We start from the raw sequence: 25736 nt of genomic DNA, 5'->3' as shown, positions 1-25736 counted from the left end.
AATGGCGAAGTTCAAGCTCGTATCATCTTTTAAGCCCGAGGGCGACCAGCCCCAGGCTATAAAGGAGTTATCCGAAGGGCTTCTGGGCGGAAAGCGCTGCCAGACGCTCCTGGGCGTCACCGGCTCGGGCAAGACTTTCACGATGGCCAATGTCATCGAAAAGACCGGCAAACCCGTCCTCGTCATCTCCCACAATAAGACCCTCGCCGCACAGCTTTACAGTGAATTCAAGGAATTCTTCCCGGAGAACGCCGTAGAATATTTCGTCAGTTATTACGATTACTACCAGCCCGAAGCGTATATCCCGCAGACAGACATCTATATAGAAAAAGACTCTTCGATAAACGACCGGCTCGACCGGCTGCGCCTTGCCGCGACATCTTCGCTTATGTCCAGGGACGATGTGATCATTGTCGCCAGCGTATCCTGCATCTACAACCTCGGTTCGCCGGAGGATTATTCGAACATGATGGTCGTGCTCGATAAGGGCCAAAAGATAGACCGCGACGAGGTCCTGCGCAGGTTATTGAGCATACAGTACGAGCGCAACGACATCGAGTTCATCCGCGGCAAGGTCCGCGTCCGCGGCGATACGGTCGAGATATTCCCGGCGTATTCGGAGAGGGCAATAAGGGTATCGATGTTCGGCGACGAGATAGAGAAGATAACCGAGTTCGACCCTGTCTCCCAGAAGATAATATCCCAGATCGACCGCGCGGCGGTCTATCCGGCGAAACATTTCCTGACCTCGCCGCCGAAGATAGAAGAAGCGATAAAAATGATAAAAGAGGAACTCGCCGAACGGCTTGAGGATCTCCGCTCCAAAGGAAAACTGCTTGAGGCCCAGCGCCTTGAGAGCCGCACGAAATACGACATGGAGATGCTGCAGGAGATCGGGTATTGCCACGGCGTCGAGAACTATTCGCGGCATTTGAGCGGAAAGCCGGCGGGCGCGCGGCCGTATTGCCTCATAGATTATTTCCGGAAGGATTTCCTGATGATAATAGACGAGTCGCACGTCACCATCCCGCAGATAAGGGGGATGTATGAAGGCGATCGCTCGCGCAAAAAGACCCTCGTTGAATTCGGTTTCCGCCTGCCGTCGTGCCTAGACAACAGGCCGCTCCGTTTCGACGAGTTCGAGACGCTGATGAAAGAGGCGGTATTCGCGTCCGCGACGCCGTCCGAATACGAGATATTGAAATCCGGCGCGAAGGTCGTCGAGCAGCTCATCCGCCCGACAGGCCTCGTCGACCCGGAGATAATAATCAAGCCGACCGAAGGCCAGGTCGACGACATCATACTGCAAGTGCGCGAACGCGCGAAGAAGAAGGAACGCGTCCTCGTCACGACGCTTACCAAGCGCATGGCAGAGGACCTCTCGGCGTATCTTGAGGACCTCGGCCTGCGCGTGAAATATATCCACTCGGATATCGACACGATAGAGAGGGTAAAGATACTCAAGGAACTGCGCCAGGGCATGTTCGACTGCCTTGTCGGGGTCAACCTTTTGAGGGAGGGGTTGGACCTGCCCGAGGTCACGCTCGTCGCCATACTCGACGCCGATAAAGAGGGGTTTTTGCGGTCCGAAACGTCGCTTATCCAGCTTTCAGGGCGCGCGGCGCGCCATATAAACGGCCGGGTCATAATGTATGCCGATAACATCACCGGCTCGCTCAAGCGCGCAATCGACGAAACAAACCGTAGACGCGCGCTGCAATTGGAGTATAATAAGGAGAATAATATCACGCCGAAGTCAATACAGAAAGCCATCAGAGAAGGTATTGAAATGCTCCAGGAAGCCGAAGAAGTCGAGATGGAGGCGGTAGGCGTCAAGGCTGATGGGTATGAGACAGAAAAGATTATAGAGGAACTCGAATACGAAATGGACCTCGCCGCGCGCAACCTGCAATTCGAAAAAGCCGCGGTCATGAGGGATAAGATCGCGGAATTAAGGAAGAGATTGAATGGATGAAAAAATCTTAAATATATTCCGCTCCTCGAACGGGGAGTTCATCTCCGGCGAGGAAATAAGCGAGAAATTGAAGATCACGCGCGCAGCGGTGTGGAAGCACATCGAGCAGCTGCGCAAAGAAGGTTACGAGATCACAGGTGAGCCGCATGTCGGTTACCGCCTTACAGGCACCCCGGATAAACTCATCCCGGAAGAGATCTCTCACGGCCTCGGGACAAAGATAATCGGCAAAAAGATATACTCCTACGAAACGACCGATTCGACTATGGACGTGGCGCATAAGCTCGCCCGTGCCGGGTCGCCTGACGGGACGGTAGTCTTCAGCGAAAGCCAGACAAAAGGCCGCGGCAGGATGGGAAGGCATTGGGTCTCGCCGAAAGGGAAAGGCATATATTTTTCGCCCATCCTGAGGCCTGACGTAGCTCCGGCAGAAGCGCCGAAGATAACCCTTATGTCCGCGGTCGCTGTCGCGCTCGCGATAAGGAAAGTGACACATCTCGGGGCCCTGATCAAATGGCCGAACGACATAATGATAAACGACCGCAAGGCCTGCGGGATACTCACGGAAATGAGCGCAGAGGTCAACACCGTAAATTATATCGTCCTCGGCATCGGCATAAACGTTAATACCGACAGGGAACATCTTCCCAAGGAAGCCACTTCATTGAAGACGGAGGCAGGAAGGATTTTTTCGCGCGTCGAACTTACCCGGGAACTTTTGAGGGAATTCGAGAGGCAATATCTTATTTTCAGGGAAAAGGGTTTTAAAAAAATAATAGAGGAGTGGAAAGACCTCTCGCACACACTCGGCGAAGAGGTAAAGATCGTCTGCCATGGCCGGAAGATAGAAGGCACAGCCGTAGACCTTGACGCGGGCGGCGCGCTCGTCGTGCGCATGGACAACGGGTTCACGGAGCACATCACCGCAGGCGATGTGCTTATGGTGAGATGATGTTACTGGCTATCGACATAGGAAATACGTCCGTCGCATTCGGGGTATTCCGGGGGAAGAGGCTCAGGTCATCCTGGAAGATCCCTACGCAGGCCGTATTATCTAAAAAAACTATAATACTTCCGAAGGATATAAAAACGGCGATAATATCAAGCGTCGTGCCTAATGCGACCCCGATCCTAAAAAAAGTGATCGCAAAAAAATATAAGATCCGCCCGCTCGTCCTGGGCGAGAATATCAAGGCGCCTATAAAGAACCTTTACCGCAAACCGGGGCAGGTCGGACAGGACCGGCTCGTTGACGCTGTCGCGGTAAAGGAGCTCTACGCGTATCCGGCGATCGTGATCGATTTCGGCACAGCCATAACTTTTGATGTCATATCAAAGAAAGGGGAATACCTCGGCGGCCTGATATTCCCGGGCATCGAGACCTCGCTGAACGCGCTCTCGCAAAAAGCCGCGCTCCTTCCTATGATAAATGTAGCGCCGCCTAAAGGCCTTATAGGACGTGACACGGTCGACAGCATGAGAAGCGGCGTATTCTACGGCACCGGCGCTCTCTGCGATGGTGTCATCGCGAAGTTAAAGACTAGATACGGCCCGATGAAAGTCATCGCCACCGGCGGCCACGCCGCGTTGATGGCCAAATTCACGAAGACTATCAGGAAAGTCGATCCGAATCTTACGCTTGAAGGCCTTCGTATAATTTTTTTCTTGACAAAATCCGCAGAAAATCTATAATATAGGTCAAATTTGGCACTCGGCAATATGGAGTGCTAAATCCCTCTTAAGTCCTAGCAAACCTAGAGCAACTTAAGCCAAAAAGAACACTTAAGGAGGTGTGCAGATGGCGGTTCAACCGTTAGGTGACAGGATTTTGGTCAAGCCCACGGAGAGCGAAAATAAGACAAAAAGCGGAATAATCCTGCCTGACACGGCGCAGGAGAAGCCGTCCAAGGGCAAAGTAGTATCCGTTGGTAAAGGGAAGCTCCTGGATGACGGAAAGATAAAAGAACTGGAAGTGAAGGCCGGCGATACGGTCCTTTACGGCCGTTACGGCGGCACCGAGATCAACTACAAAGGGGAAGACCTTCTAATATTAAGGGAATCGGAGGTTTTGGCGATAGTCAAATAACAAAAGGGAGGCGGTAGAAAATGGCAAAGCAGCTGCTTTATAGTGATGAGGCAAGGCGCAAGATACTCGCGGGCGTCGAAAAACTTTCAAGGGCGGTAGTAGTGACGCTCGGCCCTAAAGGCCGCAATGTAGTCCTCGACAAGAAATTCGGCTCACCTACGATAACCAAAGACGGCGTAACGGTCGCCAAAGAGATAGAGCTCGAAGACCCGTTTGAGAACATGGGCGCCGAGATGGTAAAAGAGGTCGCCAGCAAGACCTCTGACAACGCCGGTGACGGCACCACCACGGCGACACTCCTCGCTGAGGCGATATACCGCGAAGGCCTCAAGAACGTCACGGCCGGCGCGAACCCGATGGCCCTGAAGCGCGGCATCGATAAGGCCGTCGAGGAAGTAGTGGCCCACTTAAAGAAGATAACCAAACCCATAGGCAAGGACAAGAAAGAGATATCGCAGGTTGCCTCCATTGCCGCCAACAACGACATGACCATCGGCGACCAGATAGCTGAAGCCATGGACAAGGTCGGCAAGGACGGCGTCATCACGGTTGAGGAAGCCAAATCGACCGAGACGACGGTAAAGGTCGTTGAAGGCATGCAGTTCGACCAGGGTTACCTCTCGCCGTATTTCGTCACGGACGCGGAGAAGATGGAAGCCGCGCTCGAAGATCCTTACATACTTATCCACGAGAAGAAGATCTCCAATATAAAGGAGATGCTGCCCCTGCTCGAGAGGATAGCCAAGACCGGAAGGCCTTTGGTCATAATCGCCGAGGAAGTGGACGGCGAAGCCCTAGCTACATTGGTCATCAATAAGATACGCGGCACGTTCCAGTGCTGCGCGGTGAAAGCCCCGGGCTACGGCGACAGGAGAAAGGCGATGCTCGATGATATCGCGGTCCTGACCGGCGGCATAGCGGTCACCGAAGACCTCGGAAAGAAACTAGAGAACATCGACATAAACGAGCTCGGGCGCGCCAAGAGGGTCACCATCGATAAAGATAACACCACGATCGTCGAGGGCGCCGGCAAGACCTCGGATATCAAGGGCAGGATAGAGCAGATCAAAGCCCAGATATCGAAGAGCGATTCGGATTACGATAAAGAGAAGCTGCAGGAAAGGCTGGCGAAACTATCCGGCGGCGTCGCCGTCATCAATGTAGGCGCGGCCACCGAGACCGAGATGAAGGAGAAGAAAGCCCGCGTCGAGGACGCGATGCATGCCACGCGCGCGGCTGTCGAGGAAGGTATCGTCCCGGGCGGCGGTGTAGCGCTCCTTCGCTGTATACCGGCGCTCGAAAAGATGAAACTTTCAGCCGACGAGCAGATCGGCGTCGATATAGTAAAGAGGGCTCTCGAAGAACCGATCCGCCATATCGTCGAGAACGCCGGCCTTGAAGGCTCGGTCGTCGCGGAGCACGTCAAGAACGAGAAAGACGCGGCCGTCGGTTACGACGTGATGCAGAACGATTACGTCGATATGATAAAGTCCGGCGTCATCGACCCGACAAAGGTCACAAGGACAGCCCTGCAGAATGCCGCATCGATCGCGGGCCTGCTGCTTACGACCGAGTGCGTGGTCACGGACATACCTGAAAAAGAAAAGACTCCTCCTATGCCACCGCACGGCGGCTATGGCGAGGGAATGTACTAGACCTAAAAGGAGGATCTAAATGAACTTGAAACCGTTAGGCGATAAAGTGATCGTCGAGGTGCTGAAAGCCGAGGATAAGACCAAAGGCGGGATAATCATCCCTGACACGGCGAAAGAAAAGCCGCAGGAAGCGAAAGTCATCGCGGTCGGTTCCGGCAAGACGCTCGAGAACGGCAAGGTCGTCGCGCCGGAAGTGAAAACCGGCGACATCGTCATCTTCGGGAAATATTCCGGAAGTGAAGTCAAGGTCGATGAAAGGGAATACCTCATAATCGACGCGGACGACATCCTCGCGATAGTCAAGTAACATACGTTTCCACAGCCCCCTGATCGAAAGGTCAGGGGGCTTTTTCTTTTTGCGAAAAAGTTCTGCATATTTATTGTTGTAAAGTCAGGCGAAAATGGTATACTCCATTTAAGTCAGTGACCGAATCTATTCACACCCATAAGGAGATTTTCTGAATTGGATATTCCACGGATCTTCAACATTACCGAAAGTGCCCACCGCATCCACGACCCGTTCACACCCGAAAAGCTCGCCACTCTCGGCGCGGCGCTGCGTCTGGAAAGGGGGACCCGGGTGCTCGACCTCGGCAGCGGTTCGGGTGAGATGTTGTGCACCTGGGCTCGCGATTACGGCATCATTGGCACCGGCATCGACATGAGCCAGTTGTTCACCGAGCAAGCGAAACTCCGCGCTAAAGAACTCGGTGTGGCCGATCAAGTCAAGTTCATCCATGGCGATGCTGCCGGCTACGTCTCTGACGAGAAGGCCGGTGTGGCAGCCTGTCTCGGTGCCACGTGGATTGGCGGGGGAGTCGCCGGCACTATCGGGCTTCTTGCGCAGAGCCTCCGCCCCGGAGGGATCATCCTCATCGGCGAGCCCTACTGGCGGCAGTTACCGCCGACGGAAAATATTGCCAAGGGGTGCCTTGCCAACTCAATCTCCGACTTTCTCCTGCTTCCGGAACTTCTCGCGTCATTCGGGCGGCTCGGCTACGACGTCGTGGAAATGGTTTTGGCAGACCAAGACAGCTGGGACAGATACGAGGCGGCCAAGTGGATCACCATGCGCCGATGGCTTGAAGACAATCCCGACGACGAGTTCGCGAAAGATGTTCGAGCCCAACTGACCTCGGAACCCGAGCGCTACGCCGCTTACACGCGTGAATACCTGGGCTGGGGCGTGTTCGCGCTGATGAAGCGGGGAAAATCCAATCATGCCTAACAACTCATTCAAGCCGACGCCGCAGTAGCGCCCGATTAATAAACGCCCCATTGATTTCCTTGACTTTTACGGGGTATTTTTGTATCATATAACCCTATTTCAAGGAGGTTCCTGCTAGATGGGTGAATATATAGGCATCAAACGTAAGGCCCGCCGTTGTTATGGTTTCGATGAGATCGCGTTAGCCCCCGGAAAAGTGACGATCAACCCCGCCGAAGTGGACACAAGCTGGAAAATTGACGGAAAAAAATTCAACGTCCCGATCCTGGCAGCTGCCATGGACGGCGTGGTCGACGTGAAATTCGCCATCGCCATGGGAAAGCTCGGCGGCATCGCCGTCCTGAACCTCGAGGGCGTCCAGACCAGATACGAGGACCCGGATGAAGTCCTCGAGCAGCTCGTAAAGGCCGATCCAGAGAAAGCCACGGAAATAATCCAATCGATCTACACAAAACCGATCCAGGAAAAACTTATAGAAAAGCGCATCCGCCAGATAAAGGACGCGGATGTTCCGGCGGCGGTGAGCGCTATCCCGCAGCGCGCCGAGAGGTTCGGTAAGATCGCGCAGGAGTCCGGCGCGGACATATTCGTCATACAATCGACGGTCAGCACGGTCAAACATATATCCAAAGAATACCAGGCCCTGGATATCAAGAGGTTCACCAGGGCGTCGAAGATACCCGTCATTGTAGGGAATTGCGTCGGATACGAGGTCTCGTATGAACTGATGGCCGCAGGCGCCGCCGGTATATTGGTCGGCATCGGCCCCGGCGCGGCCTGCACGACAAGAGGCGTCTTAGGCATCGGCGTACCGCAGGTCACCGCGACTGTGGACTGCGCCGCGGCAAGGGACGCCTTTTTCAAGAAGACCAAGAAATATATCCCCATAATAACAGACGGCGGCATGAGGACAGGCGGCGATATCTGCAAGGCGTTCGCCTGCGGCTCTGACGCGGTCATGGTCGGCTCGGCGTTCGCCCGCGCGATAGAGGCGCCGGGGCGCGGTTACCACTGGGGAATGGCCACGCCGCACGCGAACCTCCCGCGCGGCACGAGGATCCATGTCGGAACGACCGGCTCGCTCGAAGAGATACTATTCGGGCCGGCGAGGTTCGACGACGGCTCGCAGAACTTAATGGGCGCGTTACAGACATCGATGGGTTCGGTCGGCGCCTCGGATATAAAAGGATTCCAAAAGACAGAAATAATCATAGCCCCGTCGATCAGGACGGAAGGCAAGATATTCCAGCAGGTCCAAAGGGTCGGAATGGGCAAATAGATGCCGCAGCATGAAGTTGTCCTTGTTTTAGACTTCGGCTCGCAATACAACCAGTTGATAGCCCGCCGTGTCAGGGAGAACAAGGTATTCTCCAGGATCGTCCCCCACGACATTACGGCCGAAGAGATAAGGAAGTTAAACCCGAAAGGGCTTATTCTTTCCGGAGGCCCCGCCTCGATCTACGGCGCCCGCGCGCCCAAACCCAATAAAGAGATATTCGAACTGGGGATCCCTGTCCTGGGCATATGCTACGGCATGCAGGCTATGGCTCATATGCTCGGCGGTAAAGTTACCAAGGCAGGGAAACGCGAATACGGGCACGCCGAATTCCTTATAGATGATTTCGAGGGCCTCTTTTCCGGGCTCGATAATAAAATAATCAGCTGGATGAGCCATGGCGATTACGTCTCGCGGCTGCCCCCCGGCTTCAACAAGATCGGCCATACCTATAATACCGAATTTGCCTCTATAGCTGACAAGGCAAGGCATCTCTACGGCGTCCAATTCCATCCCGAGGTCGCCCATACCCCCAAGGGCAGCAGGATAATCGCGAATTTCCTGTGCGATATCTGCAGGTGCCGGGGGAACTGGACGATGCAGTCCTTCATAGACGATACCGTCAAAAATATAAGGGATGTGGTGGGAAAAGAAAAGGTCGTCTGCGGCCTCTCCGGCGGAGTAGATTCGTCCGTCGCCGCCGTCCTCATCAATAAGGCGATAGGCAAACGGCTATTTTGCATATTCATCAATAACGGCGTCCTGAGGAAGGGCGAGGCCGAACGAGTAGTCAAGACTTTCAAAAAACATTTCCACATCAACCTGAAATACGTGAACGCCGAGTCGCGGTTCCTCAAAAAACTGAAAGGGGTCGTCGACCCTGAAAAGAAACGCAAGATAATCGGACATGAGTTCATCCGCGTATTCGAGGAAGAGGCGAAGAAACTCGGGAAGATAGGATTCCTTGCGCAGGGGACATTGTATCCCGACGTCATCGAATCGAAGTCCGCGTTCGGCGGCCCTTCGGCGACCATCAAGTCGCACCACAATGTCGGCGGCCTGCCGCTGAAGATGAAACTAAAGCTTGTCGAACCGCTTCGTGAATTATTCAAAGACGAGGTCAGGCAGGTCGGGAAGGCGATGGGGCTTTCGGACGAGATTGTCTTGCGCCAGCCGTTCCCCGGGCCCGGACTGGCCATAAGGATCATAGGCGACGTAACTAAGGAACGCCTCGATATCCTGCGCGAGGCCGACGTCGCGGTGATAGAAGAGATCAAGAAGGCGGGATTTTACAGGGGGGTATGGCAGTCGTTCGCAGTGCTGCTCCCGATAAAGACGGTGGGCGTAATGGGGGACGAGAGGACTTACGAGAACGTCATCGCCCTGCGGGCCGTGACGAGCGCCGACGGGATGACCGCCGATTGGGCGCGCCTGCCTTATGACCTGCTGGAGAAGATATCCAACAGGATAATAAACGAGGTGAGGGGAGTCAACCGCGTCGTCTACGACATCAGTTCAAAGCCGCCTTCCACCATCGAGTGGGAATAACATGCAGCACTCACATTTTGTCCATCTTCATGTCCACACGCAATTCAGCCTTCTGGACGGCGCTTGCAAGATCCCCGAACTCATCGCGTTAGCCAAGGAATACAAGATGCCGGCGGTGGCCATCACCGACCACGGCAATATGTTCGGCGCGATAGAATTCTATTCCGAAGCTATGAAGAACGGGATAAAGCCGATAATCGGGTGCGAAGTCTATGTCGCGCCGGGCTCGCGTTTCGACAGGTCGACTCCGGTAAACCAAGAGGCGTCGTATCACCTGATACTCCTGGCCAAGGACGAGGAAGGCTACCGCAACCTGATGAAACTCGTCTCGGCCGGTTATCTCGAAGGTTTCTATTACAAGCCGCGCGTCGACAAGGAACTCCTCGCCAAATATTCCAAAGGCCTCATCGCCCAATCCGCCTGCCTCCAGGGCGAGGTCCCGTACCTCATAGTAAGGGGCAAGTTCGAGGAGGCGAAACTCGTCGCCGCGCAGTATAAAGAGATTTTCGGCGCGGGAAACTATTATCTCGAGATCCAGAAGAACCTGATCCCCGAACAGGAGATCGCCAACGCAGGGTTATTGAAACTCGCGAAAGAGCTCGAGATCCCGCTGGTCGCCACCGGCGATGTCCATTACCTTAGGAAAAAATCTGCGCGGGCCCATGAGGGGCTCCTCTGCATCCAGACCCAATCGACTTTAAACGACCCCGACCACATGAAGTTCTCGACCGACGAGTTCTATTTCAAATCAACCGAGGACTTCAAGGAGATGTTCGAGGATGTGCCCCAGGCGGTAAATTCCACGATAGAGATAGCCGAGAAATGCAACCTTGAACTCGATTTTAACAAGACGCACCTGCCGCAGTTTGACCCGCCAGACGGGAAGAACCGCGAGGATTACCTGAGGGAACTCGTGGAGGCCGGGCTAAAGAGGCGTTACCCCGCCGTAGACAAGGCCATAGAGGACAGGGTCGAACACGAGCTCAACATCATTAAAAAGACCGGCTTCACCAGTTACTTCCTGATCGCGTGGGATTTTATAAATTACGCGAAATCGAAAGGCATACCCGTAGGCCCGGGAAGGGGTTCCGCGGCGGGAAGCGTCGTCAGCTATTCCCTCGGCATAACCGACCTCGACCCGATAAAATACGACCTTATCTTCGAGCGTTTCCTTAACCCGGACCGCGTGAGCCTGCCGGATATCGATATAGACTTCTGCTACGAGAGAAGGAGCGAGGTCATCGATTACGTCACGCAGAAATATTCCAAGGAGAACGTGGCGCAGGTCATAACTTTCGGGACGATGCAGGCGCGCGCCGTCATAAGGGACGTCGGCCGGGTCATGGGCATAAGCTATAGTGATGTCGACCGGATAGCTAAACTCGTCCCGCAGGAATTGGACATAACCCTTGAGCGGGCGCTGAAACTCGAACCCGAACTGCGCAACCTCTACAAGAGCGACCCGCAGATACGGCAGCTGATCGAGGTATCCACGGAACTCGAGGGGCTGACCCGCCACGCGTCTACGCATGCCGCCGGCGTAGTGATATCGGACCGGCCGCTGACCGACTACATACCGCTGTTCAAGGCGAATGAAGGCCAGATATCGACCGGCTTCGAGATGAAGTCGCTCGAAAAGATAGGCTTGCTGAAGATGGACTTCCTCGGGCTGCGAACGCTAACGGTCATCGACGAGACCGTAAAGATAATCAAGAGGACCAAGGGCGTCACGATCGATTTCAACAACATGCCGCTCGACGACCCCAAGACGTACGAGCTCCTCTCGAACGCGGAGTCGCTCGGCATCTTCCAGCTTGAGAGCTCGGGGATGCGCGACATACTCAGGAAGCTCAAGCCCACGAATTTCGAGGATATAATCGCCATACTCGCGCTCTACCGCCCGGGGCCCATAGGCACCGGGATGGTCGAGGACTTCATAAAAAGGAAACACGGCCTCGCGCCGATAAAATACGACCATATACTCCTCGAGCCGATCCTCAAGGAGACATACGGCACGATAGTGTACCAGGAACAGGTCATGCGCATCGCCTCGGACCTCGCCGGGTTCACGATGTCACAGGCCGATTCGCTCCGGCGCGCGATGGGCAAGAAGATCCCCGAGGAGATGGAGCAGGCGAAATCCAAGTTCCTCGAGGGTTCGGCGAAAAAAAGCATCGACAAGAGGACCGCCGAGAAGATATTCAACTTCATCGAATATTTCGCGGGTTACGGTTTCAACAAGTCGCACTCGACGGCTTACGCGCTCATCTCTTACCGGACCGCCTATCTCAAGGCGAATTACCCGGTTGAATTCATGACCGCGCTGATGACCTCGGAGCGCGACAACATCGACAAGGTCGCCTTCTACATAGACGAGTCGGAAAGGATGGGGATACAGATACTCCCGCCGAGCATAAACGAGAGCTTCTCAAAATTCACGGTCGTCGGCGTCGCCATAAGGTTCGGGTTGGGCGCGGTAAAGAACGTGGGGCAGGGGGCCATCGATTCGATAGTCACAGCCAGGAACAACGGCGGGAATTTCAAGGACCTCTACGATTTCTGCGAACGCGTCGACCTTAGGCTCACCAACAGGAAGGTCCTCGAAAGCCTCATTAAATGCGGGGCGTTCGACGAATTCAAATTGCACAGGTCCCAGCTCTTTACGCAGGTCGATGACTGCCTCGAGTGCGGCGCGAACTCGCACAAGGAGCGCCTGAGCGGGCAATCGACATTCTTCGAGGAATTCGGCGCCCATGCTAAAGGCCGTCCCGGCAGGCAGCACCACGAGATCCCTAAGATACCCGAATGGCACGAAAGCCAGCTTCTGGCTTTCGAAAAGGAGATGCTGGGTTTCTATATAACCGGCCACCCGCTCGCGAAATACGAGAAACTCATCAGGGCTTACTCCACCTGCCAGGTAAAAGACCTGGGAAAGAGGAGGCCGGATGAGGAGGTGAACGTGGGCGGGATAATCTCGAAGCTTAAGTTCACCATCACCAAGGCAAAGAGCGAAAAGATGGCAATAATGAGCATCGAGGACCTCACCGGGGAGACGGAAGTCCTCGTATTCCCGAAGACTTTCGCGAATACCGAGAGATTTATAAAGAAGGATGCCATAGTCTGCGTCAAAGGCAAGGTCAGCCTCAGGGAAGACCGGCCGAAGATAATGGCTAACGACATAATGCCCCTGGAAGAGCTGCAAAAGAAATACACACAAGCACTTATCATAAACCTTGATACGGGCATAGACGAACAGGCCCTGACAAAACTGAAGTCTGTCCTTGAATCCCATCCCGGCACCGCCCCTGTATACCTCCATTTCAAGATGTCCGACGGAAAGCGGTTTGAGATATCCGTGGAGGAAAAACTGAAGGTAGAGCCGTCAGATTCCCTTACCATGGAGATAGAAAGTCTCCTCGGGGACGGAGTCGTCTCGTTTAAGACTTGACAAACCCAGCCAAAAATGATAATTTACTAACTATAATGGATATAATAATTTACGTCAGGAGGAAAGTATGACAAAGAAGGAAATAGTGCTGCAAATAGCCAACGAATCCGGCCTTAAACAGGTCGATGTAAAGCTTGTGGTCCAGCGCACCCTTGATATCATAGTAGAGGCCCTGGCGACCGCCGAGACCGTTGAGCTGAGGAATTTCGGGATATTCAAGGTCAAATCCCGCCGCGGGAGGACAGGCAGGAATCCGCGGACCGGCGTCACCGTACCTGTTCCGCCAAAGAAGGTCGCGGTATTTAAGCCGGGGCTCATAATGAAACAAAAGGTTAAATAAATCCGCCATAAGGCGTTGGCGGACTTACGCCTACCTAATCATATCATATGAAAGAACAATTAAAAGCATTGCGGGGGACTAAAGATCTCCTGCCAAAAGATGCGAGATTATGGACGATCCTGGAGGAGAAGGCCAGGGCCGTCTTCTATCATTTCGGCTACAGCGAGGTCCGCACGCCTGTAATAGAAGAGTCTGCCCTGTTCGTGAGATCGCTGGGACATGGGACGGATATCGTCGAAAAACAGATGTTCACCTTCCTCGACAGGGGCGAGCGTTCCATCACGCTGAGACCCGAGGCTACGGCTTCGGTGGTAAGGGCGTATCTCGAGAACAATCTTGAGAATGAGATGGGGTTCGCCAAGCTTTTCTATATGGGCCCGATGTTCAGGGCAGAAAGGCCGCAGGCCGGAAGGATGCGCCAATTCCACCAGATAGGCGTCGAGGCGATAGGTTCATACAGCCCTTACCTTGATGCGGAAGTGATAGCCCTGCTGGCCTCATTGCTGGATTCTTTCAATATCAGGAACTACGAGATCAAGATAAACTCCCTGGGCTGCGTTAAGGACAAGGAAGCCCTCTCTGACGGGCTGCGCCAGGCGCTCGGGAGCCGCATAAATAACCTTTGCGATGACTGTAAGGCCCGTTACGAAAAAAATATCCTGCGCGTCCTCGATTGCAAGAACGATGCCTGCAGGAGCGAGATAAAAAAGATATTCAAGGGAACAGGGGAATATCTCTGTCCCGACTGCCGCGCGCATTTCGAAACGGTAAAGAAGGCGCTCGACGGCCTTAAGATGAATTACAAGGTAGAGCCGTACCTGGTAAGGGGCCTCGACTATTACACCAAGACGACCTTCGAGGTGGTCCATAAAAAACTCGGCGCCCAGGACGCTATCGGCGCAGGCGGCAGGTATGACAACCTTGTCTCAGACCTCGGCGGGCAGCCGAAAGGCGCCTGTGGTTTCGCTATAGGGATGGAACGGTCCGTCATGTCCCTCCAGGATATCCCGGAACTTGACGGGGGTTTGAATATTTACATCGCCACGATGGGGGAAGAGGCATATAAATTGGGATTTTCCCTCGCCATGTCCTTGCGCGTGCAGGGCATCTCGGCCGAAGCGGACTTTGAAGGCAAATCGCTGAAGGCGCAGATGCGCGCGGCGGACAGGCTCGGCGCGAAATATGTCGCTATCATAGGCGATGACGAGATAAAGAACCGCACGATAACTTTAAGGAACATGTCGACCAAGGAACAGACCGCGGTACCGGAACGCAGCTTCGCCTCGGAAATGGAAAGGATATTCATCAAATAAATGTACAGGACGCACACCTGCGGTGAATTGACAGCCAAAGACCTCGGCAAGAAAGTCACCCTGGCCGGTTGGGTGCACAGGAGGCGCGACCACGGCGGCCTTATCTTCATTGACCTGCGCGACAGGTACGGCCTGACCCAGATCGTATTCAATCCCTCTAAATCAAAGGAACTCCACGACGCGGCCGAATCTTTGCGCGGCGAATACGTCATAATGGTCGAAGGAGAAGTCGCGTGCCGTCCAAAAGGCACCGAGAATCCCAAATTAAAGACCGGAGAGATCGAGATAGCCGTTTCAAAACTTACGATACTAAACACCGCGCAGACCCCGCCGTTCGAGATAGATGACGAGGGACAGGTATCCGAGGAGATGAGGTTCACGTACAGGTTCATCGACCTAAGGCGCAAGGCCTCGCGCGATAAGCTGATAATACGGCACAAGGTCTGCCACATAACAAGGAACTTCCTCGAATCGGAAGGATTCATCGAGGTCGAGACGCCGATATTGACGAAATCCACGCCCGAAGGCGCCAGGGACTACCTCGTGCCGAGCAGGCTAAGCCAAGGGAAATTCTTCGCCCTGCCGCAGTCGCCGCAATTATTCAAACAGATCCTCATGGTCGCGGGGATGGACAGGTATTTCCAGATCGCGAAATGTTTCAGGGACGAGGACCTCAGGGCCGACAGGCAGCCCGAGTTCACCCAGCTCGATATCGAGATGTCTTTTGTGGATGTCGATGACATCCTCGGCCTGACCGAACGGCTGATAAAGGCCATATTCAAAGAAGGGATAGGCGTAGAGCTAAAGACGCCGTTCCCGAGGATAAAGCACAGCGAGTCGATAGAGAGGTTCGGCACCGATAAGCCGGATACCAGGTTCGGCATGGAACTCTCGGACCTCACGGATACATTAAAGGGCGGCCAATTCCAGACCTTTGAAAAAGTCATCGCCGGAGGCGGGATAATAAAGGCGTTGAATTTAAAAGGCAAGGCGGACATCTCAAGGAGCGAGATAGACGGGCTTACAGAGCTGGCTATTAAGCTCGGGGCGAAGGGGCTCGCATATTTCAAGGCAGGCGACGGCGCCGTAGATTGCCCGATCGCGAAATTTTTCGATGAGGGGCGCGTGAAGGCGATGTTAAAGAAAATGGACGCCGCGAAAGGCGATCTGATCCTGGCTGTCGCCGACAAGAAGGAGACCGTAAATGACGTCCTCGCTCACCTCAGGGTGGCGCTCGCGGAAAAATACGGCCTGATAGATAAAAATAAATTCGATTTCCTCTGGGTCGTGGAATTCCCGTGGTTTAAATATAACGACGAGGAGAAGCGATGGGAAGCGGAACACCATCCTTTCACGGCGCCGTATGATGAGGACATCGGGCTCATCGATACTCATCCGGAAAAAGTCAGGGCTAAGGCGTATGACTTGGTATTGAACGGCACCGAGATAAGCTCGGGCTCGATAAGGATACACAACAGGGAGACCCAGTTGAAGATATTCAAGGCGATAGGCCTTAGCGAAGAGGAGATAAAGGCAAGGTTTGGTTTCCTTCTCGATGCCTTTTCATACGGCGCACCGCCCCACGGCGGCATAGCTCCCGGCCTCGACAGGCTGATAGCCATGATGACCGGCTCTGAAAGCATAAGGGATGTAATAGCGTTCCCGAAGACACAGAAGGCGGTCTGTTTCATGACCGGCGCGCCTTCAGACGTATCGGAAAAACAATTAAAAGAACTGGGATTAAACCTCAAAAAATAAAGGAGGAGGGGAATGAAGAAGTTATTTGTGTTTTTGGCTTTGGCGGTCATAATCACGGCGTTGACCGGATGCTCGGTCACGACAAAGATGGTTACGAGGGAGAGGGTCGACCAGGAACTGTCAAGTTCAGCGGGTAACCAGGGATATCTGATGGGAACCGCGCCTGCTGTAGGCGAAAGGAAACCCACAAAGACCTATATAGAAGTCCAGGTAGAGGCGCCGGCGATAGAGAGAGAAAACAGGGTGCCGAAAAAAGCAATGGAAACATCCGCGACGGCTCCGGAACCCACAACGAATTTCGGGACAGAGTCCGATGAACGGCCTATCACCTCGATAGAGAAGAAAGAAGAACTGGTCAACTATAAGGTCCAGAAGGGCGAGACGCTGCAGAAGATATCGCAGAAGCTATACGGGACTACCAAGAAGTGGAAGAAGCTTTACGACATCAACAAAGACGTCCTCAAGTCACCTGATAAGATCCGTCCCGGCATGACGATCAAAGTCCCAAAGACAAACGCCGGCGCGGAAACAGAAGGGAACGAATATACAAAATAAGGGCATATGGACAAGACCTTTAAGCTTTTAAGCGACGAGGAGGCCCGCGTCCTTTTCGGCCGGCATGACGAAAACCTCAAGGCGATCGAAGGGGAATTCGAGGTTAAGATCACCGCCCGGGGCGAGAACCTTACCATAGGCGGCGAGGGCAGGAACGTCGAGAAGGCCTCGAGGCTGTTCGGACAACTCCTGGACATAATCAGGATGGGCCGGCCTATCCACCAGCATGAGATCCTTTACGCGGTAAAGGCGCTACGCGACAACACGATCCTCGACCTCCACTCCATCTATCTCGACAAGATAGAGATAATGTCGAAAAAGCAATTCGTGACCCCGAAGACGGCCGGCCAGAAGAATTATGTCGACGCGATAAGGCAATTCGACATCGTCTTCGGGATCGGGCCTGCAGGCACCGGCAAGACATACCTGGCGATGGCCATGGCTATCAACGCGTTAAAGCTCGGCCACGTAAGCCGCATAGTCCTGACCAGGCCCGCGGTAGAGGCCGGGGAAAGCCTCGGTTTCCTCCCGGGCGATATAGAAGAGAAGGTGTCTCCGTACCTCCGTCCCTTATATGATGCGCTTTACGAGATGATGGACCTCGACAAGGTAGAGCGTTTCCTGGGAAGAGGAGTGATAGAGGTGGCCCCGCTCGCGTTCATGCGCGGCCGGACCCTCAACGACTCTTTCGTGATCCTCGATGAGGCGCAGAATGCGACCGCCGAACAGATGAAGATGTTCCTGACAAGGCTCGGTTTCGATTCGAAGACGGTAATAACCGGCGACCTCACGCAGAGCGACCTGCCCGGAGGGAAGGCGGTCGGCCTTCTGCAGGCGCAGGAAGTCCTGAAAGAGATCGAGGGAATAAAGTTCACATATTTTACAGGCGACGATGTCGTCCGCCACGAACTGGTGCAGGACATCATAAAGGCGTACGAGAAATATAACGTCAAATAAGGTGCAGCGCATGGATATATTCAAAAGACCTGAACCTATGCCGCGGGAGATAACGGTGAGGTGGCTTATTGCCGCCATGACCTGTGTGGCGCTCGTATCGGTCATATACATAGGCAAGACCCCTTACGGCGGCCAGCCGCAGGTAGGCAAGGTCGCGGACAGGAATATATACGCCCCGGTCGCTTTCTCGTTCAATGCCGGATTAGACGCGGAAAAGACCGCGAGGCTTAAAAACGAGGCGGCGCTCTCCATAAGAGATGTTTACGACATCGACCCGGCCGTATACGATAAGTCCGCGCAAAATATCAGGGCCCTCTTCTCCGCGCTCAAAGAACTGAAAGCGGCGGGCGATACAGGACTTGAGGACCGGATCGCAAAACTCAGGTCCGCAAGCAAGATCGAACTTTCCGATAACGACTTCAAAGCGCTGCTGGCTTCCCCGGAATCCGAAAAGGCGGAGGCGCCTATCCTTGGCCAGATGGAGGTTATCTTTTCGCAGGGCGTCATCCCGGCCGAAGATAAAGAAAACCTGAAAAAACAGGACAAGCCCTCCATAACGGTCAGGAACATTTCCGGAAAAACAGAATATGGCGCCGAAGTCAAGAACCTTAAGGCCGCCTCCGACTTCCAGAATCCCTCACAGCCTTTATTCGCCGACTCAACCCTGTCCGACAATAAACTTAAATCCGCTATGAGGGATATCGTCTCGGCAACCGTATCCGCCAATCTAAAATCGAATGCGGTCGAAACCTCCAGCCGGCGCGAGGAAGCTATAATTGGTGTGCCTGCCCAGGAGAAATCCATAGATATCGTCCAGGGCGAGCTGATAGCCAACAGGGGAGAGAGGATAACGCCGTTCCATCTCGCGAAATTCGAGGCCCTGCGCGCGGCCTCGGTATCCGAACAAAGGTTCGCGCTGTCGATACTGGGCATCTTTTTCATCGTGATCATACTTGTCATCATAACAGGACTTTATTTAAAATATTACGAACCCTCGATTTACTCAAACAACAGGCATCTCGTACTTATGGCGGCCATGGCCGTAGTGATCACGGCGATAGGCAAGGCCATCTCCCTTTCGAACGGCCCCGCGTATTTCGTGCCGGTAGCGATAGTGCCGATATTGATCGGCCTTTTGTTGGGCGTGAGGCCGGCCATAATCATCGCCATGGTATTGAGCATCCTCGCCGGGTTGGTGGCCGGCGAAAGGTTCGATTCGACGCTGGTATTCATCGCCGGCAGCGTGGTAGGCATATACACGGTTAGGGCGGTAAGGAAAAGATCCGAGCTCTTCAAGGCGGGCATGGTCGTCGGCGTCACTAACGCCGTCTGCGTCATCGGCCTCGGCATACTTAATAACCTCGAAAGCAGCGTAATATTCAAGGACGCGTCCATGTTCCTGATGAACGGCATCGCGGTCGGGATAATCATCGTGGGCACACTCCATATATTCGAATCGCTATTCAAGATAACGACGAACATCTCCCTGCTCGAATTGGCCGACCCGAATAATCCGCTGCTAAAGGAACTGATACTCAAGGCGCCGGGCACCTACCACCACAGCCTGATAGTGGGAAACCTCGCCGAGTCGGCCTGCGACGCGATAGGCGCGAACGGGCTCCTGGCAAGGGTCGGGTCTTACTACCACGATATCGGAAAAGTGGAGAAGTCCGAATATTTCGCCGAGAACCAGCCCATGACCGAAAGCCAGCACGACAAGCTTGCGCCGACGATGTCGAGCCTCATAATAATAAACCACGTGAAAGACGGCCTCGAAAAAGCGAAGAAGGCCGGCCTGAACAGCGCCCTGATGGATTTCATCGAGCAGCATCACGGGACCGGGCTCATATATTATTTCTACCAGAGGGCTTTGGAATCGGTTGAGGACCTCAATAAGCTTGAGGAAGAGGGGTTCCGCTATCCCGGCCCGAAACCCCAGACCAAGGAGACCGCGATAGTCCATTTGGCGGACTCGGTAGAGGCCGCGTCGCGCACCCTGCATAACCCGACCCCGGCGAACCTCGAGGAACTTGTCCGCCGGATAATAAACAATAAATTCATCGACGGCCAGCTGGACGAATGCGACCTTACCTTAAAGGACCTGAATATAATAGCGGTCACCTTCACTAAGGTCCTGACAGGCGTATACCACACCAGGGTCCAGTACCCTAACGGCAAGGAATAAGGGTGCCTAAGCCGGGCCGCGTCGCAGTATTGACCGAAGGCGTAAAGCTGCCGTTCCCGAAAAAGGCAGCCGTAAAGTGCGCTGAAAAGATATTGTCGATGGCCGGGCGGAAGAGGGACCGTATCTGCATACTCTTTACGGATGACGCGGGAATAAGAAGGTTGAATAAAAAATACAGGAAAAGGGATAAGAGCACAGACGTGATAGCCTTCGAGAGCGGGGATATCGCCATATCGGCGCAAACGGCCGCAAAAAATTCCAGGCGTTTCGGGTCCACGGCGGCGGAAGAATTGAGATTATACATCGTGCACGGGATACTCCATCTCTCCGGATACGACGATACCTCTTCGTCGAAAAGGAAAGAGATGAGAAGGGCGGAAGGAAGGATCCTCCGGGGATTATGAAAAAACGCGGGCTTACAGAGTCTTTCAATTACGCGATCGAGGGGCTTAAGCATACGCTCAAGACCCAGCGGAATATGCGCATCCATTTTGTGATAGGCGCGGCGGTCATAATACTCGGCCTGATCGCGGGACTGCCGCCCGTGGAATTCATCCTGCTTTTGAGCGCGGTCACCCTGGTGATCGTAGCCGAGATGTTCAATACCGCCCTCGAACTGGCCGTCGATATGTTCACCAAGGAATTCCACCATATGGCCAAGCTGGCGAAGGATATCGCGGCAGGGTGCGTCTTCGTCACGTCCGTTTACGCTGTCATAGTCGGATACTTGATCTTCTTCAGGACGGTAAAACTAATAGACCTCTCTGAGGGCATCTCCCGCATAAGGCAATCGCCCTGGCACATCACTTTCATCGCGCTCGTCGCGGTAATCTTCCTGGTGATACTGACCAAGATTCTCTTGAGGAGAGGGACGCCGCTAAGGGGCGGCTGGCCCAGCGGCCATTCGGCGCTCGGTTTCTCTATCTTTACCGTAATAACGCTGCTTACCCTAAACGGCGTGGCCTCCGCGCTCGCCTTCCTGATGGCGATGCTGTTGGCCATATCGAGGGTAAGGAAAGGGCTGCATACGGCATGGGAGGCGATAGCCGGATCTGTGGTCGGCATACTCGCCACGCTTCTGATATTCGAACTTTTATACAGGGGTTGATATGTTTATAAGCATAAGAAGAAATTTTATCGCGGGCGTCGCGGTGATACTTCCGGCCTTAATAACCATCTGGCTGGTAAAATTCGCCGTAGATAAAACCAACTATTTCCTGCTTGAGCCCATAGCGAATTTCCTGCGGCCTTTCATCCTTGACAGCGCCTTTCTCGAATATGTGGCGAAAGTCCTCACCCTTGTCTTTCTTGTTATCGGTATTTCGCTCATAGGTTTCGCCACAAGGCTCATCTTGCTGAGAAAATTCTTCTCTTATCTTGAAAAGAAGGTCTCCCGGTTCCCGTTGCTTGGAAGGATATACGACGCCTTCAAAGAAATAAGCCACGCGCTGCTAGGGCAATCGCAGGGTATCTTTAAAAGGGCGGTGCTTGTCGAATATCCGCGAAAAGGCATCTATTCAATAGGGTTCGTTACCTCAGAAGGGAAGGAGACGGCCCATGACGCGAGAGGGAAAAAACTGATAAGCGTTCTTATAGGGACCAGTCCGACCCCGGCGTCGGGTTTTCTTATCCTCGTGCCCGAAGACGAGATAATACCCCTTGATATAAGCATAGAAGAAGCCCTGAAATTGGTCATCTCGGCAGGGATCGTCCCGCTACCCGAAAGGGTCAAAATAAAGATGAGGGATGGCGATACAAACAACTGAGGCCGTCGTCCTGAACAGGCGGGACCTCAGGGAAACAAGCATGCTGGCGACTTTTTATTCCAAAGATTTCGGCAAGATAAAAGGGGTCCTGAAGGGGATCCGCGGCGACAGGTCGAAATACGGGAGTTCCGCCGAATTGTTCGGCCTGAACAAGATAGTGTTCTATGAAAAAACCAAGAGCGAATTCCAGAACATAACCCAGTGCGACCTGGCAGACGGGTTCTTCGGCATTCGCAAAAGCCTTAGCGCGATAGCGTACGCGACGTACCTGGTCGAACTGGTCGATGAGCTGACCGAGCCGGCCGAAAATAACGGCGATATATACGGGCTGCTCCTTAACTCACTGAGGCTGTTGTCCAAGGGATCTGAACCGACAAAGATAACCCGCGTATTCGAGATACGGCTGCTGACGCTTTTGGGTTTCGGCCCTACCGCCGAAGGCAGTAACGTCGGCGGGATAAAAGTGTCGCCGGGGACAGCGCAGACCTTCAACCGGCTCAAGAACGCGGCGTGGGATTCACTGCTGAAGTTCAGGATATCGAAATCGATAGAGCAGGAACTCGGTTCGCTCGTGGAAAAGCTCCTGGCGTCGCACCTCGATAGGCCGCTAAGGTCGAAAAAATTCATAAGGGAGATACAAAAATTAAAGCCATGAAGACAAAAGCCATGACCTTCCAGGACCTGATAATGGGGCTTGAGAAATACTGGGCGGATAAGGGCTGCCTCCTGGCGCAGCCGTATGACATCGAAATGGGAGCCGGGACGTTCCATCCCCTGACATTCCTCAGGAGCCTGGATAAAGAGCCCTGGAATGTCGCGTTCGTCCAGCCGTCGAGGCGCCCGACAGACGGGAGGTACTCGGATAACCCCTTAAGGGCGCAGCACTATTACCAGTACCAGGTCATCCTTAAGCCTGCGCCGGAGAACGTCCAGGCATTGTACCTCGACAGCCTCGAGAGCCTCGGCATAGACCTGAAGAAGCACGATTTCAGGTTCGTAGAGGATGACTGGGAATCGCCGACGCTGGGGGCATCGGGCCTGGGATGGGAAGTCTGGCTCGACAGCCTCGAGGTGACACAGTTCACATATTTCCAGCAGGTGGGAGGGATAGAGCTGGAGGTCATACCCTGCGAGATAACTTACGGGCTCGAGAGGATAGCGATGTTCATTCAGGGAGAATACGACCTCTACAAACTGAAGTGGGACAAGACCCACACTTACGGCGATATACACAAAAATGACGAGAGGGAATGCTCGAAATATAACTTCGAAGTAAGCGACGCGAAGATGTATACCGAGCTCTTCGCCGCCTACGAGAAAGAGGCGAAGCGGCTTTTAAATGAGAAGCTGTTGACGCCGGCTTACGAATTTACGCTAAAGACATCGCATGCCTTTAATATGCTCGACGCGCGCGGGGCGGTAAGCACGACCGAACGCCCGACATACATAGCCAGGGTAAGAAACCTCGCGAAGTCATGCGCCGTCCTTTACCTGGAGAGATTGAACGGAAAAAATGAAAAATAAAAAACCAGTCACCCCTGATTTCCTGATGGAGATATGCAGCGAAGAACTGCCGGCGGGATATATAACGCCCGCGCTTGACCAGCTGCATTCGGCCGTATCAGCCGCTCTTTCCGGGGACCGTCTTAAATTCAATGCTATAAGATCGTTCGCCACGCCGGTCAGGCTGGTCATCCTCGTGGAAGGCCTCGCTCCGGGGCAGGAACCTCAGCGTGAGAAGATAAACGGTCCGTCGAAAGAGGCCGCCTTCGATAAAGACGGCAGGCCGACGCAGGCGTGCCTCGGTTTCCTTAAGTCCAAGGGCGCGGAAATAAAAGATATAAAGATAGAAAATACGCAGAGGGGTGAATATATCTTCATAGAGAGGGCGAAGGAGTCCCTCCCGGCAGGAAAAGTCCTTTCCGATTCCCTGCCGAAGATAATCGCCTCGCTCAAGTTCCCAAAGGCCATGAGATGGGAGGCCGGCGGCGTAAAATTCGCGAGGCCTGTCCGCTCGATACTGGCCCTATACGGTGACGAGCGGGTCCCTTTCAAATTCGGCTCGCTGGCGTCATCGGATTCCACGCGCCTTCCGCGTTACGAGAGCGCGGTCATGGAACCGGTGAAGATAAGGTCCGCCGGAGACTATTTCCTTAAATTAAAAAAATACGGCGTAATCCTCGACCAGGAGGCGAGGAGGAAAAAGATACTCGCCATCCTTAAAGACTCCGCGAGGGCCGAGGATGCTGCGGCAGAATACAACCAGGCGCTCCTAGAGACGGTCACGTTCCTCTCGGAGTCGCCGGTAGGTTTCACGGGTAAATTCGCGAAGGAATACCTGGAACTCCCGGTAGAGGTCCTCGAAAGCTCGATGGCGAAGAACCAGAAGATATTCCTCCTTAAGGACAACAAGGGAAGGGCGCTTCCCGCGTTCGTCGCCATCCTGAACGGAAAGCATAAGGATACGGCCCTGATACGCGGGACGTTCGAGTCGATACTGAACGCGAAACTAAAAGACAGCATTTTCTTCCTGCGCGAAGACCTCAAGGTGAAGCTTGAGGAGAGGATCGATTCGTTAAAAGGCGTGGTGTTCCAAGCAAAGCTTGGCACCATGTACGAACGGACGATAAGGCTCCAAAAATTGGCGCGTTACATCGCAGACCTCCTGGGCCTGCCTGAGGAAGAGAAGAAGAAGGCCGAACTTGCCGCTCTACTGTGCAAGACCGACCTGGTGACGCAGATGGTCAAGGAATTCCCCGACCTTCAGGGCATCGTAGGCAGGGAATACGCGCTGAAGACCGGCGAAGACAGGGAAGTCTGCAAGGCGATATACGAACATTACCTGCCTAAAGGGCCGAACGATCCCCTACCTGCCGGCAATATCCCGGGCGTGTTGGCCATCGCCGACAAGGTGGACGCCATAACCGGCTTCTATGCCATAGGATTCATCCCGACCGGCAGCGAGGACCCGTACGGTACCCGCAGGGCATCCCTCGGCCTGCTCAAGATCCTCTCGGAGAGGAAATACCCTGTCTCCCTGGATGACCTGTTCGATAAGGCATTCGAGCTCTATGGCGGCGTTCTGTCCTGCGACAAAGCGTCGGTAAAAGCGCAGATAATCGCCTTCCAGAAGGAGAGGCTTAAGAATATTTTACTGGACAAAAAATATAAAGATGATATCATAGATTCTGTTTTGTCGCCGAGGATCGGCAGGTTTGACCGGTTGAACAAGAAACTCGAAGATTTTTCCTCAATAGCCCAAGCCAAGTATTTCTTGGAAGCCGCAAAGGTAGTGGAAAGGGCTTCCAATATACTTAAAGGCGCTAAGGATTTCAAGGGAGAAACCGCCAAGGTGAGGCCAGAGCTGTTCAAAGAACAGCTCGAACGCGACCTTTGGGAGATATACGAGAAGAGTAAAGGAAAGATAGGGGAGAGGATCGACGCAGGCGATTACGCCGGGGCGACAAAGTTGTACGCGGAGGCATTTGGCGGGCCGATCCATTTATTCTTCGAGAAGGTCGTCGTCAACGCAGACGACCAGGTGTTGCGGACGAACAGGTTATCGCTGCTTAAGGCGATACATGCCGTTTACGTAGATAAGGCGGCAGACCTCTCAAAAATAAAGATAGAATAGAACATAAACATG

The 25736-nt window shown here is 53.9% G+C and carries 21 protein-coding genes and 1 pseudogene; all 22 read left to right on the top strand.

Annotated features, from left to right (window positions below; genetic code table 11):
- Position 1 precedes the first annotated feature (1 nt).
- Positions 2-1975, top strand: coding sequence for an excinuclease ABC subunit UvrB (gene uvrB, locus WC317_01800; GenBank protein MFA5338864.1), 1974 nt, complete (start codon positions 2-4; stop codon positions 1973-1975).
- Complete coding sequence (locus WC317_01795) at positions 1968-2927, top strand: biotin--[acetyl-CoA-carboxylase] ligase (GenBank protein MFA5338863.1); 960 nt, start codon at positions 1968-1970, stop codon at positions 2925-2927. Before uvrB ends, WC317_01795 begins: the two co-directional genes overlap by 8 nt.
- Positions 2924-3667: a type III pantothenate kinase gene (locus tag WC317_01790; protein ID MFA5338862.1), complete on the top strand. Its 744-nt coding sequence runs from the start codon at positions 2924-2926 to the stop codon at positions 3665-3667. The genes WC317_01795 and WC317_01790 overlap by 4 nt, the downstream gene beginning before the upstream one ends.
- 106 nt (positions 3668-3773) lie before the next feature.
- Positions 3774-4061, top strand: coding sequence for a co-chaperone GroES (gene groES / locus WC317_01785; protein ID MFA5338861.1), 288 nt, complete (start codon positions 3774-3776; stop codon positions 4059-4061).
- Between the two features lie 20 nt (positions 4062-4081).
- Positions 4082-5716, top strand: a complete 1635-nt coding sequence (groL, locus tag WC317_01780) for a chaperonin GroEL (protein MFA5338860.1) — start codon at positions 4082-4084, stop codon at positions 5714-5716.
- Positions 5717-5735: 19 nt separating this feature from the next.
- Positions 5736-6023 (top strand): co-chaperone GroES, encoded by a 288-nt coding sequence (groES, locus tag WC317_01775; GenBank protein MFA5338859.1) that lies wholly within the window; start codon positions 5736-5738, stop codon positions 6021-6023.
- Between the two features lie 156 nt (positions 6024-6179).
- Complete coding sequence (locus tag WC317_01770; protein ID MFA5338858.1) at positions 6180-6944, top strand: class I SAM-dependent methyltransferase; 765 nt, start codon at positions 6180-6182, stop codon at positions 6942-6944.
- 118 nt (positions 6945-7062) lie between these two features.
- Positions 7063-8223 (top strand): GuaB3 family IMP dehydrogenase-related protein, encoded by a 1161-nt coding sequence (locus WC317_01765; protein MFA5338857.1) that lies wholly within the window; start codon positions 7063-7065, stop codon positions 8221-8223.
- Positions 8224-9768, top strand: a complete 1545-nt coding sequence (guaA, locus tag WC317_01760) for a glutamine-hydrolyzing GMP synthase (GenBank protein ID MFA5338856.1) — start codon at positions 8224-8226, stop codon at positions 9766-9768.
- Between the two features lies 1 nt (position 9769).
- Positions 9770-13216, top strand: a complete 3447-nt coding sequence (locus WC317_01755; protein ID MFA5338855.1) for a DNA polymerase III subunit alpha — start codon at positions 9770-9772, stop codon at positions 13214-13216.
- A 52-nt stretch (positions 13217-13268) separates the two neighbouring features.
- Positions 13269-13556 (top strand): annotated as a pseudogene (locus tag WC317_01750) (HU family DNA-binding protein).
- Positions 13557-13603: 47 nt separating this feature from the next.
- Positions 13604-14869, top strand: a complete 1266-nt coding sequence (gene hisS, locus WC317_01745) for a histidine--tRNA ligase (GenBank protein ID MFA5338854.1) — start codon at positions 13604-13606, stop codon at positions 14867-14869.
- On the top strand, positions 14870-16627 hold the full coding sequence (gene aspS / locus WC317_01740; protein ID MFA5338853.1) for an aspartate--tRNA ligase: 1758 nt from the start codon (positions 14870-14872) through the stop codon (positions 16625-16627).
- Positions 16628-16639: 12 nt separating this feature from the next.
- Entirely contained in the window at positions 16640-17182 is a 543-nt protein-coding gene (locus tag WC317_01735; GenBank protein ID MFA5338852.1) for a LysM peptidoglycan-binding domain-containing protein, read from the top strand.
- A 6-nt stretch (positions 17183-17188) separates the two neighbouring features.
- Entirely contained in the window at positions 17189-18139 is a 951-nt protein-coding gene (locus WC317_01730) for a PhoH family protein (protein MFA5338851.1), read from the top strand.
- A gap of 10 nt (positions 18140-18149) precedes the next feature.
- Complete coding sequence (locus WC317_01725; GenBank protein ID MFA5338850.1) at positions 18150-20324, top strand: HDIG domain-containing metalloprotein; 2175 nt, start codon at positions 18150-18152, stop codon at positions 20322-20324.
- Positions 20325-20326: 2 nt separating this feature from the next.
- Positions 20327-20728 (top strand): rRNA maturation RNase YbeY, encoded by a 402-nt coding sequence (ybeY, locus tag WC317_01720; protein ID MFA5338849.1) that lies wholly within the window; start codon positions 20327-20329, stop codon positions 20726-20728.
- Complete coding sequence (locus tag WC317_01715) at positions 20725-21432, top strand: diacylglycerol kinase (protein ID MFA5338848.1); 708 nt, start codon at positions 20725-20727, stop codon at positions 21430-21432. The genes ybeY and WC317_01715 overlap by 4 nt, the downstream gene beginning before the upstream one ends.
- A gap of 1 nt (position 21433) precedes the next feature.
- Positions 21434-22090 (top strand): DUF502 domain-containing protein, encoded by a 657-nt coding sequence (locus tag WC317_01710; GenBank protein MFA5338847.1) that lies wholly within the window; start codon positions 21434-21436, stop codon positions 22088-22090.
- Positions 22071-22745, top strand: coding sequence for a DNA repair protein RecO (gene recO, locus WC317_01705; protein ID MFA5338846.1), 675 nt, complete (start codon positions 22071-22073; stop codon positions 22743-22745). Before WC317_01710 ends, recO begins: the two co-directional genes overlap by 20 nt.
- 11 nt (positions 22746-22756) lie before the next feature.
- Positions 22757-23614, top strand: a complete 858-nt coding sequence (locus WC317_01700) for a glycine--tRNA ligase subunit alpha (GenBank protein MFA5338845.1) — start codon at positions 22757-22759, stop codon at positions 23612-23614.
- A complete protein-coding gene (gene glyS / locus WC317_01695) occupies positions 23604-25724 on the top strand; it encodes a glycine--tRNA ligase subunit beta (protein ID MFA5338844.1) in 2121 nt (706 codons plus the stop codon). The genes WC317_01700 and glyS overlap by 11 nt, the downstream gene beginning before the upstream one ends.
- Positions 25725-25736: the final 12 nt, after the last annotated feature.

The sequence above is a fragment of the Candidatus Omnitrophota bacterium genome (genome assembly GCA_041653595.1).
In the GTDB taxonomy this organism is placed as follows: Bacteria; Omnitrophota; Gorgyraeia; order Pluralincolimonadales; family Pluralincolimonadaceae; genus Pluralincolimonas.
This window is presented reverse-complemented; position numbering and strand designations above follow the sequence as displayed.

Bases quoted from the DNA above. Each gene is read 5' to 3' on its own strand.
- uvrB (MFA5338864.1), top strand. From the start codon at position 2: ATGGCGAAGTTCAAGCTCGTATCATCTTTTAAGCCCGAGGGCGACCAG.
- WC317_01765 (MFA5338857.1), top strand. From the start codon at position 7,063: ATGGGTGAATATATAGGCATCAAACGTAAGGCCCGCCGTTGTTATGGT.
- glyS (MFA5338844.1), top strand. From the start codon at position 23,604: ATGAAAAATAAAAAACCAGTCACCCCTGATTTCCTGATGGAGATATGC.
- hisS (MFA5338854.1), top strand. From the start codon at position 13,604: ATGAAAGAACAATTAAAAGCATTGCGGGGGACTAAAGATCTCCTGCCA.
- groES (MFA5338861.1), top strand. From the start codon at position 3,774: ATGGCGGTTCAACCGTTAGGTGACAGGATTTTGGTCAAGCCCACGGAG.
- WC317_01730 (MFA5338851.1), top strand. From the start codon at position 17,189: ATGGACAAGACCTTTAAGCTTTTAAGCGACGAGGAGGCCCGCGTCCTT.
- aspS (MFA5338853.1), top strand. From the start codon at position 14,870: ATGTACAGGACGCACACCTGCGGTGAATTGACAGCCAAAGACCTCGGC.
- WC317_01735 (MFA5338852.1), top strand. From the start codon at position 16,640: ATGAAGAAGTTATTTGTGTTTTTGGCTTTGGCGGTCATAATCACGGCG.
- WC317_01795 (MFA5338863.1), top strand. From the start codon at position 1,968: ATGGATGAAAAAATCTTAAATATATTCCGCTCCTCGAACGGGGAGTTC.
- WC317_01755 (MFA5338855.1), top strand. From the start codon at position 9,770: ATGCAGCACTCACATTTTGTCCATCTTCATGTCCACACGCAATTCAGC.
- WC317_01725 (MFA5338850.1), top strand. From the start codon at position 18,150: ATGGATATATTCAAAAGACCTGAACCTATGCCGCGGGAGATAACGGTG.
- groES (MFA5338859.1), top strand. From the start codon at position 5,736: ATGAACTTGAAACCGTTAGGCGATAAAGTGATCGTCGAGGTGCTGAAA.
- WC317_01790 (MFA5338862.1), top strand. From the start codon at position 2,924: ATGATGTTACTGGCTATCGACATAGGAAATACGTCCGTCGCATTCGGG.
- WC317_01715 (MFA5338848.1), top strand. From the start codon at position 20,725: ATGAAAAAACGCGGGCTTACAGAGTCTTTCAATTACGCGATCGAGGGG.
- guaA (MFA5338856.1), top strand. From the start codon at position 8,224: ATGCCGCAGCATGAAGTTGTCCTTGTTTTAGACTTCGGCTCGCAATAC.
- WC317_01710 (MFA5338847.1), top strand. From the start codon at position 21,434: ATGTTTATAAGCATAAGAAGAAATTTTATCGCGGGCGTCGCGGTGATA.
- groL (MFA5338860.1), top strand. From the start codon at position 4,082: ATGGCAAAGCAGCTGCTTTATAGTGATGAGGCAAGGCGCAAGATACTC.
- recO (MFA5338846.1), top strand. From the start codon at position 22,071: ATGGCGATACAAACAACTGAGGCCGTCGTCCTGAACAGGCGGGACCTC.
- WC317_01700 (MFA5338845.1), top strand. From the start codon at position 22,757: ATGACCTTCCAGGACCTGATAATGGGGCTTGAGAAATACTGGGCGGAT.